This window comes from Ruminococcus sp. AF17-1AC, from assembly GCF_003461385.1.
GTDB lineage: Bacteria > Bacillota > Clostridia > Oscillospirales > Ruminococcaceae > Hominimerdicola > Hominimerdicola aceti.
In genome coordinates this window covers 67,120-83,162 of sequence record NZ_QTWZ01000007.1, presented here as the reverse complement: position 1 = coordinate 83,162, position 16,043 = coordinate 67,120, and the positions used below count along the sequence as shown (strand labels likewise).

Below are 16,043 nucleotides of genomic sequence, written 5' to 3'. Positions count from 1 at the left end.
CTCTGCATTAGCAGAAACGAACTGTGTTCGCTTTTATTTTTTTTATCAATACCACTCGTTTTCCTGAGTATTATAAACGTCAGCAGAAGAATCCGTCTCCATCGGCGTTGTCATAGCGTCAGCCGCAGATGAAGAATCCTTATTGTTCACAGGCTTCTCAGGTGAGATAAGCTGCTCAGACATAAGTCTTTTGCCACTTTCATCAACAAGACCAACATCAACAGCTGTCTGAACTATACCGTCAGCAATAGCTTGTCCATACTCGGTAAGGTGTTCGTCAAAAAGCTTATTGTCGACATCCTCGGTTATAAATCCAAGCTCCACAAGACAGCTTGGCATAACAGTGTCGGCATTTATGTAGTAGTTTACACCGGAATTGCCAACGTAGCCATACTGTACTCCCCTATTTTCAGATATACCTACCTTTTCAAGATCATCAAGTATATTCTGTGCAAGCTTTGTGTCATATTCAGGCTCAGAATTGTTCACCCAAACCTCAACGCCCGAAATATCACCGTCATAGCTGTTTCGGTGAAGTGAAACATACATATCAGCCTTGGCGTTATTTGCCTTTGCACATCTTTCGTCAAGCTCTAGGAAAGAGTCATCATCTCTTATCATCACCACATTGACGCCGTATTTTTCGAGATATTTCTGCACCTCAAGTGCGACCTTTAAGTTATCGTCTTTTTCATATCTTTTTCCTGAGGCGTCAGTTGTGCCGCCGTCATAATCACCGTGGCCTGCGTCAACACACACTGTAAAGTTCATATTTGAATACTTCGCAGGCTCGTCTTTTTTATCCTCAGCAGAAGAAGCGTCCTCCTTCACAGCGACAGAAGATGTATTATTCAATACCTTGTTTGTTTTTTGCGTATCGTCTCCTTTGATCTTTGATACTACCAAGGCTGTCAGCTTTACCAGACCAGTCACAATGCCGATAAGTATTATCAATGCAATAATAATTCTGTTCCAGTATATTTTTTTCTTTTTCACCCTTCTGACAGGCTTTCGTCCGTAGATCTGTTCAAACTCCTCATCTGAAAGTGTATTCATTAGATCAAAGCTCCTGTAAAAAATTTATCCATTTTAATTATACCACACGCTCAACGTTAATTCAAGACTGTTTGTTACCATGTTGTAAGAATTTCGTTACTTTTAACGATTTTGCATATCACAAGGCTATTAATATACGCTATCTGCACAATAAAAAAGGGCAAGCAAAGACTGACACACAGCCTTTGTTTACCCCATTAAGCTCTTATTTTATTCCACCAATGTTCTCTCGTCACAATATTCGCAAACAAGCGTTGTGCCGTCGCCTTTGAACCAATGTGGCAGATACTTTTCGTGGTGAGTGATACAGTTAGGATTTGAACAATCAATGTGCTTATGCACTCTGCCCTTCATAAGCGGCTGTGAAGCACCATCGCCGTTTATAACTGTAAGTATGAGTGCCATTCTGATATACATACCGTATTTTGCCTGCTTGAAATACATTGCTCTCGGGTCGTCGTCCACCTCGATAGCTATCTCATCGACTCTTGGCAGAGGGTGAAGCACGATAAGGTCAGGCTTTCCCATTGAAAGCTTTCTTGTATCGAGTATGTAATTTCCGCTCTGAGCCAGATACTCCTCCTCAGAAGCAAAACGCTCTTTCTGTATTCTTGTCATATATAGCACGTCAAGCTCACCGATAACCTCTTCAAGGTCGGTGACCTCCTTATACTCCATACCTGCTGCCTCAAGGATATCCTTTACATACACAGGCAAAGCAAGCTCAGAAGTTGAAACTAATATGAACTTATTGTTTGGAAAACATACCATTGCTTTAATAAGGGAATGGACTGTTCTGCCGTTTTTAAGGTCACCGCAGAAGCCTATGGTCAGGTTATCAAGTCTGCCCTTTTCTTCTCTAAGTGTAAGCAGGTCTGTAAGTGTCTGTGTTGGGTGGAGGTGTCCGCCGTCGCCTGCGTTGATAACAGGGCAATCAGCAGTGAGTGCCGCAGCCTTTACCGATCCAGCGGTAGGGTGACGCATTACCATGATATCGGCATAGCCGGAAACTATCTTTGTGGTATCCTTGATATTCTCTCCCTTTGCAACGGAAGAAGTGGCAGGATTGTCAAAGCCTATTATCGTTCCCCCAAGACGGAGCATAGCGGTCTGGAAAGACATCTGCGTTCTTGTTGACGGCTCATAGAAAAGAGTACCCATTATCTTGCCCTTGCAAGCCTCGCTGTAGGCGGCAGGGTCCTGAACTATCTTATGACCGAGATCAAGAAGTTTCAGCCACCAAGATACAGGATAGTCATTAAGATCAATAAGATCAAGTCTGTTTTTTTGCTCACTCACATCAAACACCCTCTCAAATATTCAGACATACATTATGCCGCACATTCCTTGTACGGCATTTTCTTTATTATATCACACCTGCTCCATTTTTTCAAGTACATAGCCCATATTATTTGAGTAGGTCAAAATTTGTTTCATCTGCAAACTGGTCGCAGTCATACATAAATAATATCTGGTCATATGCACTCGTATCTGCCACGTCAGAAAGGGTCTTGCCCTCCTCTTTGAGCTTGTCAGGGTCTACCAAGGTTATCTCGCTGTAGTGTGGGGTAAGAAACGGCACAAGGGTATTGGCATAGCTTCCTTTGATGATAAGAAGCTTTGGTGCGTCCTCTGCAGTTGTCTTGACCGTTGCCTTAGTAAAGTTGTCACCTTGCAGGAAGATAGCCGTTTTATCTGCTGTTTTCAGTGCAGATCTAAAATAAACAGATTTTGAGGTAAGCACCTGATCTTCTCTGTAAAGCTCCACAGAATCCACAGTGGTCTTATACTTTGAACGGAAGATGTTCACTCTGTCTGCGCCTATGCTGTTATAGCAAAGTTCACTGTAAAGTCCCCCATAATAAGAATTTGAAGTATATTCCTGATCGTAATTGGACAGAGCGACCGGCTCAAAACCCAGCTCTTTTATGCCGTCTGCATAGGCAAAATACGCCCCGAAGGAAGTCCACTTCCTATCTGTACGATAGTAAACGTAATTATTTCTTGCAGAATACATAGGAAAAAACGTATCTATGGTGTCTATCCTGCTATCTAAGTCATAATAGATATTATCTATCATTTCACGCTGGTCTGTGTTTGAAGTATAAGCAGGCAGCTTAGCAGAATAGATACCTGCGGCAGTCGGAGCTAACATAACATATACAGGTGTATCTGTGTTTTCTGAAAAATCATTTATCTGCGAGATATTTTTATCAAGCCTGTCCTTATCAAAATCTGTGATCTCTACAAGACGATCTTTAAGGATATAGATATTATCAAAATTTTTCTTACCAGTCATCACAAACATGGTCGTTCTGAGCGACTTCCAATTTGAGCTTAGAGGAAAATTACTGCTAACATAGGTCTGAACGTTATGTCTTATATCTGAACTGTCTGCCTTTTCACTTTCAGATCCATGTCTGCCCATCACGAGAGTATATGCCGCAAACATTATGACTATTACAAAAAATGCGCTTACTGCGATATAATCAGCAGCCTTTTTCATTAATGTTCACTCCTCCCATTTTATCTCACAAACAAATTCATAGACGAATTACCTCCACCCACAAGAAACGCTGTACTGATAAGCAGAAATCCTATAGTGAGCATTGGCTCGATTATGTAAACTATATTAGTATTGAGCTGCATTATCCTGCGTTTGAGATATCTGCCGATACCTGTTGCAAAAAAGCCGCAGATAAGATACATCACAACTCCTGTTTTTATCACATACGATGCAAGAACATCTCCTGCAAAGCTTCCCCCGCCGAGCATTGCGGCAACATATCCGCAGGCTGAAGGCAGGCTGTCTATCGCAAGAAACGGCAGACCTATAAGAAACAGAACATTCATCACCGCACATCTTATCCCTGTCGGCACAGCCGCAAGAATATTTTTCAAGAGATATTCTATGCCAAGCATAACACAAATAAACGCTGCCCACAGCATTGTGTGTCTGCCGTAGCCATACCAAACCGAGCCTGCAAGCACAGACAGTATCAATGCCCAAAGGCAAACGCTGTCTTTATTTCTACATATAGGTCTGTAGAAATAATCTCTCACCCAACTATAAAAGGTGCAGGCAAATCGTTTTATAAGCTCATTGAAGCCTGCTGACATAAACGGCAGATCAAAGTTATCAGGAAGTTCAAAGCCGAGCATTGAACCAATACCCTGTGCAATATGCGAATAAGCTCTAAGCTCATAGTAGAACGCAAAGGAGAAAGCTATTATCCCAAGCCATGCACAAGCGGCGGAGAGCGAATCTGTACTTACTCCCCTTATGTGCTGCCACATCTCGTACATAGGATCCGACAGAAAAAGCTTCTCCGCAAAGCCTATAAGCATAAGCTTTATGCCCTCTGCAAGCTTTCCGGAGGTTATGACAGGTTTTCTAAGCTGTTCGCTCATATCCGAAAATCTGAGTATCGGTCCACAGCTAAAGCATGGAAAAAAGCATATATATTGAGATACCAAAAGAAAATTCTTCTCAGGCTCTATTTCTTTCCTATAGATATCCATGCAGTAGGAAATGCCATGGAGAGTGAAAACGCCTGCTCCCCACACAGGAAAAAGCTTTAGCATTGCGCCTTTGCCTGTAAATATAGACGTCACATCATAGCTGCTGTGACCGCTTCTTATGAATACAAGAAGCACTGCCATATTTACTACCACCGATAATATGAGCCATAGCCTTTTAAGTCCTTTTTTGTCTGCAAAGCGGTGGATAAGCCTGCCGCAAAAGTATGATACGACAGCACACACCGCCATTGGTATTATCCCCCATGTGGACACCCACAGACACAGCACAACTGTTCCAAGCAGGAACACGGCTTTTCTGAAACGCACCCCTGACAAAGCGTATACTCCCATAAAAACAGGAAGAAAGAAATATAAAAATTCAAGACTAACCAACGCTATTCTCCTTGTCTTTATTGTTTTCTGAGGTCAAATTCTCTATGAGTGCTTGCAAGCTTTCTTTATCGAGCATTGTGTTCAACACTTCAAGCAGTGCGTTTGCAGTGAGCTTTTTGGGCAGCGACAGCTTTTCGCACACAAGCTGTCTGAGCCTGCTGCTGTCAGGTCTGCCGCTTAGACCTAGCTCATAAAAGTCAAGCTTGGTCATGAGTTCTCTGTCTGCAACCTTTTCGCCTATAATGCCTGCTTTTTCAAAGGCTTCCCTGATAATATCCGCAGGAACGCCCTCGACCCCCAACAAGCCCTCTTTTGACGGCTCTGTTTTGCGCTTTTCTTTGCCGAATATCTCAGGAACATACACGTTCACGATATCGCCTTTGGGGACGATACCCTTTATATGCCCTCTTATGCGAAAGCCTGCTGTGTCAGAGTCAGTAAGAATTGCTATTCCGCCATGCTGAGCATAGTATCTTATAAGTGCTGCCTTGTCAGGGTCTTTATAGATACGAAAGCCGTTAGTGACGATTATAACGCCGTCAACTATGGACGAAAGCTTTATCTTATCATATTTTCCCTCAACGATTATTGCCCTTGATATTTTAAGTTTTTCCATTTACTAACACCTTAACGCCATTGACCTTGCAAGTCCCTGCTCGAGGGTGAGCATATCTCCGTCTTTTCCCCGTGACCTTGTTTTGAGCATAAGGTCGGTTTCAGAAAGTATCTCAAGCGTTTTTCTTATACGCTCCGCCGAGATATTTCCGCACTCGGAATAGGCGTTTTTTACTGCAAACTCTCTGTTTTTCGCATAGGAAAAATCTTTAGCCACGTCTGCAACGCTCCTGCCAGAGGAACGTGCAAGCTTCGCCCTATAGATATCCGCAAGGGAAAAGCCGATTATTCCTATTATAGCATATGGTTCATAATTCTGCACATCGAGTTCACGCAAACGTGTGAAGACCATTGCCGCATTGCCTCTGAGGATATTTATTGCAAGAGAATATCCGTCCGACTCGATACGCCTGATACAAAGCAGGTCGATATCCTCTCTTGTTACCTCCCTGCCCTCTGCATAAGCCGAAAGCTTTTCAAGCTCCTTGCTGATAAATGCAGTGTCGCACAAACAGAGGTTTGCAAGATACTCTGCGTTGCTTTTTGTTATGGTACAGCCGCTTTTTGCAAGATAGGTGGATATAGACTTTCCAAGGTCGGAAGCCCTTTTGTATTCAAAGTTGCAGACAGTGCCGTGCTTTTCGCAGAAATCTGCAAAGCGCTTGTTTTTGTCTGTAAGATACTTTTTGTTCTTGAAAAGGTCAACTCCTGTGGCATAGATTATCACTGTGGTGGTTTCGCCAAGAGAGCCTAGGATCTTTTTCAGATCGTCCAGATCGTCCTTAGTCACTGCGTCTATATTAAGGTCGTTTATAGTCACCACCACACGTTCAGCCATAAAAGGCAGAGCTTCGCAAGCGTCTGTAAGCATTGGAAAATCAAGATTTTTGCCGTCAAGCTTATGAAAGTTCATGACCTGAGCGTCAGCAGGGCAAAGCTTGTTCACAAGCCTTTTTGTAAAGCTTTCAAGTGCCGCTGTATCATGTCCGTAAAAATAATAAAGGCTGTCGATATCATTCTCTCTTATCGTTTTACCAAGAGCCGAAGCCGTAAGCAAAGCCATAGTCCGTCCTCCTTATCTGCGAATTTTTCATATCTATCATCAATGGGTATTCTTCATCTGTTGTGTCAAGGTTTCTGCCGTTTATGGTGACAGAACCTTTTTCTATAGTGACCACACAGCCCTCGGTGGTAATTTTATAGCCGTCCTCCAATGCTTCTATCTTAACACCGTTCCAATCAAGCTGTGCGCCTGTTATGAATGGCAGTTCGCTGTCATTATCAGGCTCGTCATTTATATAAAATCTGTCAGGTCGTATAGTCATCTGCTCGTTATATTTCGTTATAGTGTAATACTGTTCGCTTTCTATAAATGCGCCTTTTAGGTCTTTTATGCCGTAAAGCTCCAAAAAGCTTTCCATACCGCTGTTGAGCTTACCCTTACTGCCCATATCGAAAACCATACCTTTTGTTTTATCATACAGCACAGCCTGCACTGCATTTCCTTTTGGCATTACAACTATCTTTACCGAGCCTCCAAAAGCAAGAGAAAAATTATACACCGCTGTCCAACATACAAGCATTAGAGCAGTGCAAAAAGCCCCAAGCTTTACTGACTTTCTCAGAAACATGACCGCCACAGGCACAAGGCAGGTAACAAGCATTACAAGACCAAGTGGTCTTACTCCACGAGGAAGATAGGCAAAGCTGAATTTTGAAAACAGACCCGCAAGAAACAGAACGGCTTTCAGAAGATACTTTACCACTGTCAACACCGGATAAGCTATTATTGACGCACCGCCTGTTACCGCAGTTATTACCGTCAGACCCAGAGCAAGGGTACAGACAGGCACCAGCAGGATATTTGATAGTGGTGCAACAAGAGATATTTCACTGAAAAACATTAGCTGAACAGGCATTGTGCAAAAAAGTATCGTCACCGCATTTACTGCCTGCCGTTCAAGGCTGTACAAAATGCCTTCGCCCTTTACAAGTGCCGCTGCTTTCGGGCAGACCGTGCCTATCACAAATGTTGCTGTGAATGACAGCAAAAACGAGCAGTCCGCCGCCGCATAGGGCGAAAGAGTGAGTATTACAATAGCGCAAAGGCAGAGAGTATTTGCTGGGTCTGGTCTGCGGTAAAGGAGCGGTGCGGCAGTGACCAAGGTCAGCATAACAGCCGCCCTCACAACGGATACTGAAAATCCTGCAAAGACCGCAAACGCCCACATTGCCACAGTTTGGACGGCAAATATCACACGCTTATCCTTGCTTAGTTTCTGCATGAGCCAGCCTGTCATGGCACTTATTATGACCACATGAGTTCCCGACACGGAAAATATATGACCTATGCCACTACGATAGACCGTGAGCTTCGTTTGCTTTGAAAGCTCAGTTTTATCTCCGCAGAGCATTGCAGCAGCAAAACCGCCCTCATCTCCGCTTATGATATCGTTTATCAACATGAACATCTTGTCACGATAGTGCATTATACTGCGTAAAATGGTGTTTCCACCGCCTGTGACTTCTATGCTTTCAGCGGTAGAGCCTTGGAGAAAAATGCCTTTAGGCCGGTCATACTGCTCTGATTTGAAATTGATGCTGTCTTTTATCCTGCTGACCTTTACTGTCGCCACGATATTGTCATAGTAATCATATTCAATGTCATCTGCATAAAAGGTCAACCTGCCTTTTACTCCCCCAACAGTACCATTGACACTTAGTCGACAGGTGTCAGAGCCTATATAGCTTATGTCGGTTATCTCGCCTCTAACTGTGACGGTCTTTCCGTCTAAAGCTGTCAGTTTATCATAGAAAATGTGAGTATAAGCGGTATTGACTCCCACCGCTATCAGGAACGAAACAAAGCAGAGAGCTATATGCTTTCGGTATCTCTTAAAAAGCGCAAAGGCTGTAATGGCTACACACGCTGACGCAAGTGCGAAAACTGTATTGTTCCTGCCCCAGCCAATGGTACAGAGAAAAAGTCCTGCAAAATACGAAAAGCCGATATAACAGCTTTTTCTCACCATTGCCGCCGTCCCCCTTAAAACTAAGGGCGGATAAGAAATTTACCCGCCCGTTTTATTTCTTTAACCGGCTGGCCAAGCAAGTGGTCTGCCTGCAAGAAGATGAAAATGAATGTGGAAAACACTCTGTCCTGCCTGCTCGCCGCAGTTGGAAACAACTCTGAAACCGTCCTTAAGGTCGAGGTCTTTGGCAAGCTTTGCGATAACTTCATAGATATGTGCGATAACTGCACTGTTCTCAGGGGTTATCTCGTCAAGCTTTGAAATATGCTGCTTAGGGATAACAAGATAATGAATCGGAGCTGTAGGAGCGATGTCCTCAAAAACGTATGTCAGCTCGTCCTCGTATATTTTCTTTGAGGGTATTTCCCCGGAAATAATTTTACAAAAAAGACAATCTTCCATTTATCTCTCCGCCTTTCAAAAAGGGGTAGGCTGCACAGCATTTTGCACAGCCTTTGCCCATATTATTTTACAAATTCGCCAACTATTTCGTTTACCTTGTCAAGTGCCTCGTCGATCTTGAATCTGTCGCCGATACCAGCCATAGCAGAGTCAGGACGTCCGCCGCCCTTACCGCCTGTGAGTGCTGCTACCTTGCCTGCTATCTTGCCTGCGTGTGCGCCCTTTGCAACAGCATTCTTGCCGCAAACTACAACAAGATTTGCCTTTTCACCGTCAACGCCTGCAACAACTGCAACTGCGTCAGCTTCTCTTGCTTTAAGATCGTCACCCATTTTTCTGAGCATATCAGGTCTTGTATTGGTGAGCATTGCAGTAACTACCTTAACGCCGTTGACCTCATATGGGTTATCGAACAGCGACTTTGTTTTGAGATTTGTTATCTCTGCCTGCAAAGCGTCTCTTTCCTTTTCAAGATCCTTGACTTCCTGCATGATAGTGTGGCATCTCTTTACGATGTCCAGTGGATTTGAAAGCTTAAGGCTTTCAGCCGCCTGCTGGATAGTTGCGGCTCTTTCCTCAACAAGCTCCAGAACGCCTCTGCCTGTTACGGCTTCGATACGTCTTACGCCTGAAGCTACAGAGCTTTCGGAGATTATCTTGAACAGACCTATTCTTGAAGTATTGTCAAGATGTGTACCGCCACAGAACTCGATAGAAGCTGTTTCGACACCGTCACCCATTGTTACAACTCTTACAGTTTCACCGTATTTCTCACCGAACAGAGCCATAGCGCCAAGCTTCTGAGCTTCTGCGATAGGCATTTCTTCCATTTTTATATCAAGAGCTTCAAGGATATACTTGTTTACAAGTGCTTCGACCTTGAGCTTCTCCTCTGCTGTCATTGCGTTGAAGTGAGAGAAGTCAAATCTAAGTCTGTGAGCGTCAACGAGCTGACCTGCCTGATGAACGTGTTCACCGAGAACTTTTCTCAGTGCAGCCTGAAGCAGATGTGCGCAGCTATGGTTTCTCATAACAGCATAACGTGTCTTTCTGTCAACAGTGAAGTGAGCCTTCTGACCTACAGCTATCTCGCCCTCTTCAACAACCGCCTTATGAGCGAACTTGCCTGCAACGACTTTCTGTGTATCAACGACTCTGCACTTACCGCTTTCTGTAACGATAGTACCGATATCGCCCACCTGTCCGCCGCTCTCTGCATAGAATGGCGTCTGTGAAGATACGATATATACTTCGTCCCCAGCCTTTGCGTTTTCGATAAGCTCATCATCAGTTGTGATGAATGATATCTCGCTGTCGCCCTCGAGCTTGTCATAGCCGATGAACTCTGTGTGGAAATTCTTATCTATCTTATGGAAAACAGTTTCGTCTGCACCCATATACTTTGTTGCAGCATGAGCGTTCTTGGCTGTTTCTCTCTGCTTTGCATAGCACTCAGCAAAGCCCTCTTCGTCACAGGTCATGCCCTTTTCTTCAAGGATCTCTCTTGTAAGGTCGATAGGGAAACCGTATGTGTCGGAAAGCTTGAAGCAGCTCTCACCGTCAAGCTCCGTCTTACCGTCTTTCTGCATCTGTGCGATAAGATCGTCAAGTATCTTCATACCTCTGTCGATAGTGGCATTAAAGTTCTGCTCCTCAGTTGTGAGCACCTTTACGATATAGTCATACTTTTCTTCAAGCTCGTTATACTCACACTTGTTGCAGTCAACAACAGTTTTTACAAGGTCTTTGAGGAAAAGTCCGTTTATGCCGAGAAGCTTTCCGTGACGAACGGCTCTTCTGAGCAAACGTCTCATAACGTATCCTCTGCCCTCGTTTGACGGCAGGATTCCATCTGATGCCATGAATGTTACAGAACGGATATGGTCTGTGATAACTCTGATAGAAACGTCCTTTTTGTACTCCTTACCGTACTCACAGCCTGCTATCTTACAAACATGATCTCTGATAGCCTTTACTGTGTCAACGTCAAAGATAGAGTCAACGTCCTGCATGATAGAAGCAAGTCTTTCAAGACCCATACCTGTGTCGATATTTTTCTGTTTAAGTGGAGTATAAGTGCCGTCCTCATGTCTTTCAAACTGTGTGAACACAAGGTTCCAGAACTCCATGTATCTGTCGCAGTCGCAGCCGACTTTACAATCAGGCTTGCCACAGCCATATTTTTCTCCTCTGTCAAAATATATCTCAGAGCATGGACCGCAAGGGCCGTCTGTTCCAGCCTCCCAGAAGTTGTCTTCCTTGCCCATTCTTATGATATGATCCATTGGAACGCCAGCGTCCTCATGCCATATCTTCTCAGCCTCGTCATCGTCCTCATAAACAGAGATATAAAGTCTGTCCTTTGGCAGTTTGAGTACCTGTGTAACATACTCCCAAGCCCATGCAATGGCCTCTTTCTTGAAGTAATCGCCGAATGAGAAGTTACCAAGCATTTCAAAATATGTGCCATGTCTTGCCGTCTTACCAACGTTTTCAATATCGCCAGTTCTGATACACTTCTGACAAGTTGTCATTCTTGTTCTCGGAGGTGTTTCCTGACCTGTGAAGTAAGGCTTCAGAGGCGCCATACCTGCAACGATAAGCAGCAGGCTGTTATCGTTCTGAGGTACGAGAGGGTAGCTCTTGTGTCTCAAGCAGCCCTTGCTCTCAAAAAATTTCAGATAAGATTCACGCAGTTCATTAAGTCCTGTCCATTCCATAAATTCAGATCCTTCCAAATGAAATAATTCGCAAAATAAAAAAACGGCTCGTCCCTAAACATGGGACGAAACCGACAGTTCCGTGTTACCACCCAAATTGCCGAACTCATCGCTCGACCACTCGAAGCCCTTTAACGCAGAGCATACGTTGCTGTTTTCAGCACCGCTCAGGTTAGCCACCGAACTTGCCGCAAAGGCTTTCACCCACCGCCTTTTCTCTTTACCGACACTGTTTCGGATAATTCCGTCACCGCATTTTGCATATATTGATATTATAAAGCATAACCCGACGATTGTCAAGCACTTTTTTATTAATAAAATATCCATTGCTAAAAGCAGAGGGAAATGCTATAATGTTCAGGGTGATTTATATGTATGTTTGTCCGATATGCAAAAAACGGCTCAGAAAGCTTGACAACGTATGGCACTGTCAGAACGGTCACAGCTTTGATATTGCGAGAAAAGGATATGTAAATCTGCTTACCACAAAGGGCAGAAACCCTAAGAACGCAGGGGATAATGCGGAAATGGTAAAGGCGAGAACGGATTTCCTCGACCGTGACTATTATCTGCCTCTTGCGAAGAAAACGGCTGAGGTAATGGGCGGTCTGCTTGAAAATGTGAAACAGCCTTATATTATCGACAGTGGCTGTGGTGAGGGCTTTTACACTGTGAACTATGCCAAGGCACTGCCAAAGGCGAAGTTTTACGGCATTGACATATCAAAGGCGGCAGTTGCCCACTGCATGACGAGGATACATTGCGGGAATATCACAAATTGCGAATTTGCAGTGGCATCGTCATTTCAGCTTCCGTTTATAGACAAATTTGCAGACCTTATCGTATGCACATTTGCACCTGTTTCAAATGACGAATACGCAAGGGTGCTGAAAGACGGCGGAAAGCTTGTGGTAGTTTCTCCGTCCCCAAGACATCTGTTTGAGCTTAAAGAAGTGCTTTATGAGAAGCCTTACGAAAACAAGCCCAATGTATACGGACTTAATAATTTTGACGAGTCAGAGGAGATGATTTTTGAATATCCTGTGGTGCTTGAAAGTCAGGAGGATATTTTCAATCTTTTTACAATGACTCCGTATTACTACAAAACATCTGCCGAGGCGGTGGAGAAGCTTAAAAAAGTGAACAGGCTTGAGCTTACCTGTGGCTTTTCTATCAGGACATTTACGAAAAAGAGAGGTTTTTGATACATGAATAAAGATATTTTCTGCAAAGGATATACTTGGGGATTTTTCTCCAAAAGAGGTGATTTTCAGACGGAAGCGGCAGAAAAGTCAATGGAAAGGCTTGCTTCAAACGGCTTGAACTGGATATGTATTCCTGTAAACGCATTGCAGGAAAGCTTTGCAAGCACAAGAGTTTTCAGTGATTATGAGAGAACACAATCTGACGAGGACATTGCCTTCGCTATAAAAAAAGCAAAGTCACTGGGACTTAAAGTCTGCCTTAAACCTATGGTGGACTGCCTTGACCATTCATGGCGTGCAAGGATAGACTTCCCGCCTGAGAACCCTGAATATTGGGACAAGTGGTTCAAGTCATACACAGCTTTCATGCTTCACTATGCAAAGCTTGCAGAAAAGCTCGGCTGTGAAATGCTCTGCACAGGCTGTGAAATGGCAGGAATGGACAAGCAGTCCGACAGATGCAGAAAGCTTATCGCACAGGTGAGAGAGGTCTACAGCGGTATCGTTATGCACAACATCAATCACGGCGATGAACAGCGTTTCGATTGGCTCAGCGACGTGGATATCATTGGCATCTCAGGCTACTACCCTGTTACAGACGGCGTGAACAGAGGCAAGAAACATATGCTCAGTCGCTGGAACGAAGTTGTCGGCTCCCTTGAAAAGGCTCACAAGCATTTCAACAAGCCTATAATGTTCGCTGAGATAGGCGTGCGAAACGAGGAGGGCTGCACGCAGTATCCTTGGGATTTCCATGACAGGCTCGACAAGCCACTTGACGAGCAGGAGCAGGCAGATTTCTACGACACTGCAATGGAAGCAACTTGGGATCTGGATTGGTTCTGCGGCTATTTCTGGTGGGACTGGAAAGCTATCCTGCCGCCAATAGAGAAAGCCAAAGAGAACCGTGACTTCACAGTTTATGGCAAGCTTGGCGAAGAAGTGCTGAAAAAGTGGTACACAAAAGATTGATATGTACAAAAATACGGACTGTTTATCATTGGATAAACAGTCCATTTGTTTTTATATGCGTTGGTGAATGACGGGCGAATGTATGCGTGTCGCCGTCCCCTATATTTACGATTTTTGCGTATGGGCGACCTGAGGTCTCCAGTTAATTATATTTTTACATTCCGAACAGTACAAATAATCGTACTCTTATCCAACCGCCGCAGGTATTTTTTCTTTTCCTCGTTTAACAATGACAGGGTATTCCTTGAAAATATGTCTGCGTATAAAATTATCCGCAAGCACACCAATATAGGATAACCCAAACCACACAAAAGCAAATGGCAGGCATATCTGTCCGTCAAAATTCAGCGGCACTTCCTCATAGCTCCATATGCCCATTCCGAGATAGCGGTTGAGATACTCCCCTGCAAGAAATTCTATGGCAGTGATAAATGCTGCCGACACTGCAAGCACAGACAGCAGGCTCACTCCTCGCCTGCGCTCGCCATTCATGATATGGATAACCAGCATTGAAGTTCCCCCAAGCACCCCCATTGTGATATGAGAATAACCCCTGTTAAGTATTTCCATGAAGCCGTAGCATATTGCGCCCACTGAAAAAAGCGTAAGTATCTTATACATCTTTGCCGCCACATTCTCACCGCCCTGTTTTTTTATCGCCCTAATATTAAAATGTACAGAAATCAGAGATTTAAAACCTTGAAGACAAAATAAATTTATGGCAATTTCAAGATACAAAAAACGGACAACTCAAGCTGTCCGTTTTATTGTACTAATATGATATTTTATACCTGCCAGCTGTTAAGATATTTCTCCTGCTCAGTTGTAAGCTTATCTATCTCAAGCTCCCAGAATTTAAGCTTTCTGTTTGCAACTTCCTTGTCTATCTCATCAGGAACATAAACTATCTTGTCCGTAAGCTTGTCTTTGTTTTTAACAAGATAAGCCGCGGAAAGGGCTTGGATAGCAAAGGACATATCCATTATCTCGGCAGGGTGACCGTCGCCTGCGGCAAGGTTTACAAGTCTGCCCTCGCCGATAACATACAACCAATTACCGTTCGGAAGCTTATAGCCGTCGATGTTGTTTCTTGCAAGCTTGCTTTCAACAGACAGCTTTTTAAGTCCAGCCACGTCTACCTCGCAATCAAAGTGACCTGCGTTACAGAGAATAGCACCATCTTTCATGTTCATGAAAGCTTTCTCAGTAATAACGTCCTTACAGCCTGTTACAGTAACAAAGAAGTCGCCCACCTTAGCGGCGTCAACCATTTTCATTACCTTGAAGCCGTCCATAACAGCTTCCATAGCCTTTATAGGGTCAACTTCGCAGACGATAACGCTTGCACCAAGACCCTTTGCTCTCATCGCTACGCCCTTGCCGCACCAGCCATAGCCTGCAACAACAACGTTCTTGCCTGCAACGATAAGGTTAGTTGTTCTGTTTATTCCGTCCCATACAGACTGACCTGTGCCGTATCTGTTATCAAAAAGATACTTGCACTTTGCATTGTTTACAAGCATCATAGGGAATTTGAGCTGACCGTCCTTGTTCATTGCAATAAGACGGATAATGCCCGTAGTAGTTTCCTCACAGCCACCGATAACGTTCGGTATCAGCTCAGGGTATTCATTGTGGATAAGGTTTACAAGGTCGCCGCCGTCGTCGATAATGATGTTTGGACCTACCTTGACTACCTCGGATATATGTCTGTGATACTCCTCGTCAGTTGCACCATGCCATGCAAAAACGTTCAAGCCGTCATGCACAAGACCTGCCGCAACATCGTCCTGAGTAGACAGCGGATTGCTTCCTGTGATGTACATTTCAGCACCGCCTGCTGCAAGGACTTTGCAGAGGTAAGCAGTTTTAGCTTCAAGGTGGATAGAAAGTGCAACTTTCAGCCCCTTAAAAGGCTGATCTCTCTTGAAATCTTCCTCAACGCTTCTGAGTAATGACATATTCTGTCTTACCCATTCTATCTTTCTTTTACCGCTTTCCCACAAACTTTCATCTCTTATTTCGCTCATTTTATCAATTCCTTTCGGTTTATTATTCGATCAATATTATAATTATACCCTATTTTTCCCCATTTGGCAAGAGGTCAAAAGCAATTCATTATACTT

Annotated in this window: 14 protein-coding genes; 2 read left to right on the top strand and 12 right to left on the bottom strand. The window is 43.9% G+C overall.

The genetic code is table 11. From position 1 onward, the window contains the following. Positions 1 to 45: 45 nt before the first annotated feature. From DWW81_RS06745 to DWW81_RS13395, 10 genes are all read right to left on the bottom strand, one after another. A complete protein-coding gene (locus DWW81_RS06745; RefSeq protein ID WP_117897035.1) occupies positions 46 to 1,056 on the bottom strand; it encodes an N-acetylmuramoyl-L-alanine amidase in 1,011 nt (336 codons plus the stop codon). A gap of 210 nt (positions 1,057 to 1,266) precedes the next feature. Further along, the gene (pyrB, locus tag DWW81_RS06740; protein ID WP_242989571.1) at positions 1,267 to 2,355 is read right to left on the bottom strand and encodes an aspartate carbamoyltransferase; all 1,089 of its coding nucleotides are present in this window, start codon (positions 2,353 to 2,355) and stop codon (positions 1,267 to 1,269) included. A gap of 109 nt (positions 2,356 to 2,464) precedes the next feature. After that, complete coding sequence (locus DWW81_RS06735) at positions 2,465 to 3,562, bottom strand: DHHW family protein (RefSeq protein WP_117897036.1); 1,098 nt, start codon at positions 3,560 to 3,562, stop codon at positions 2,465 to 2,467. Positions 3,563 to 3,582: 20 nt separating this feature from the next. After that, positions 3,583 to 4,929, bottom strand: coding sequence for an MBOAT family O-acyltransferase (locus DWW81_RS06730; protein WP_207661177.1), 1,347 nt, complete (start codon positions 4,927 to 4,929; stop codon positions 3,583 to 3,585). 34 nt (positions 4,930 to 4,963) lie between these two features. Further along, complete coding sequence (locus DWW81_RS06725; RefSeq protein ID WP_117897038.1) at positions 4,964 to 5,587, bottom strand: DUF4093 domain-containing protein; 624 nt, start codon at positions 5,585 to 5,587, stop codon at positions 4,964 to 4,966. A gap of 3 nt (positions 5,588 to 5,590) precedes the next feature. Beyond that, positions 5,591 to 6,649, bottom strand: a complete 1,059-nt coding sequence (gene holA / locus DWW81_RS06720) for a DNA polymerase III subunit delta (protein WP_041337271.1) — start codon at positions 6,647 to 6,649, stop codon at positions 5,591 to 5,593. Next, positions 6,618 to 8,618 (bottom strand): ComEC/Rec2 family competence protein, encoded by a 2,001-nt coding sequence (locus DWW81_RS06715; protein ID WP_117897039.1) that lies wholly within the window; start codon positions 8,616 to 8,618, stop codon positions 6,618 to 6,620. The genes holA and DWW81_RS06715 overlap by 32 nt, the downstream gene beginning before the upstream one ends. 60 nt (positions 8,619 to 8,678) lie before the next feature. After that, the gene (locus DWW81_RS06710; protein ID WP_022286776.1) at positions 8,679 to 9,020 is read right to left on the bottom strand and encodes a histidine triad nucleotide-binding protein; all 342 of its coding nucleotides are present in this window, start codon (positions 9,018 to 9,020) and stop codon (positions 8,679 to 8,681) included. A 62-nt stretch (positions 9,021 to 9,082) separates the two neighbouring features. Beyond that, a complete protein-coding gene (gene alaS / locus DWW81_RS06705) occupies positions 9,083 to 11,740 on the bottom strand; it encodes an alanine--tRNA ligase (protein WP_117897040.1) in 2,658 nt (885 codons plus the stop codon). 54 nt (positions 11,741 to 11,794) lie between these two features. Further along, positions 11,795 to 12,067, bottom strand: coding sequence for a hypothetical protein (locus tag DWW81_RS13395; protein ID WP_147339766.1), 273 nt, complete (start codon positions 12,065 to 12,067; stop codon positions 11,795 to 11,797). 26 nt (positions 12,068 to 12,093) lie between these two features. Between DWW81_RS13395 and DWW81_RS06700 the strand changes: the two genes are divergently transcribed. Both DWW81_RS06700 and DWW81_RS06695 read left to right on the top strand, forming a co-directional pair. After that, positions 12,094 to 12,945 carry a putative RNA methyltransferase gene (locus DWW81_RS06700; protein WP_242989572.1) on the top strand — a complete coding sequence of 284 codons (852 nt, stop codon included), beginning with the start codon at positions 12,094 to 12,096 and terminating at the stop codon, positions 12,943 to 12,945. 3 nt (positions 12,946 to 12,948) lie between these two features. Continuing rightward, the gene (locus DWW81_RS06695; protein WP_117897041.1) at positions 12,949 to 13,917 is read left to right on the top strand and encodes a hypothetical protein; all 969 of its coding nucleotides are present in this window, start codon (positions 12,949 to 12,951) and stop codon (positions 13,915 to 13,917) included. Between the two features lie 186 nt (positions 13,918 to 14,103). On the opposite strand, the gene DWW81_RS06690 is transcribed toward DWW81_RS06695, so the two are convergent. Next, positions 14,104 to 14,550 (bottom strand): putative ABC transporter permease, encoded by a 447-nt coding sequence (locus DWW81_RS06690; protein ID WP_242989573.1) that lies wholly within the window; start codon positions 14,548 to 14,550, stop codon positions 14,104 to 14,106. A 152-nt stretch (positions 14,551 to 14,702) separates the two neighbouring features. Next, a complete protein-coding gene (locus tag DWW81_RS06685) occupies positions 14,703 to 15,947 on the bottom strand; it encodes an adenosylhomocysteinase (RefSeq protein WP_117897042.1) in 1,245 nt (414 codons plus the stop codon). Positions 15,948 to 16,043 lie beyond the last annotated feature (96 nt).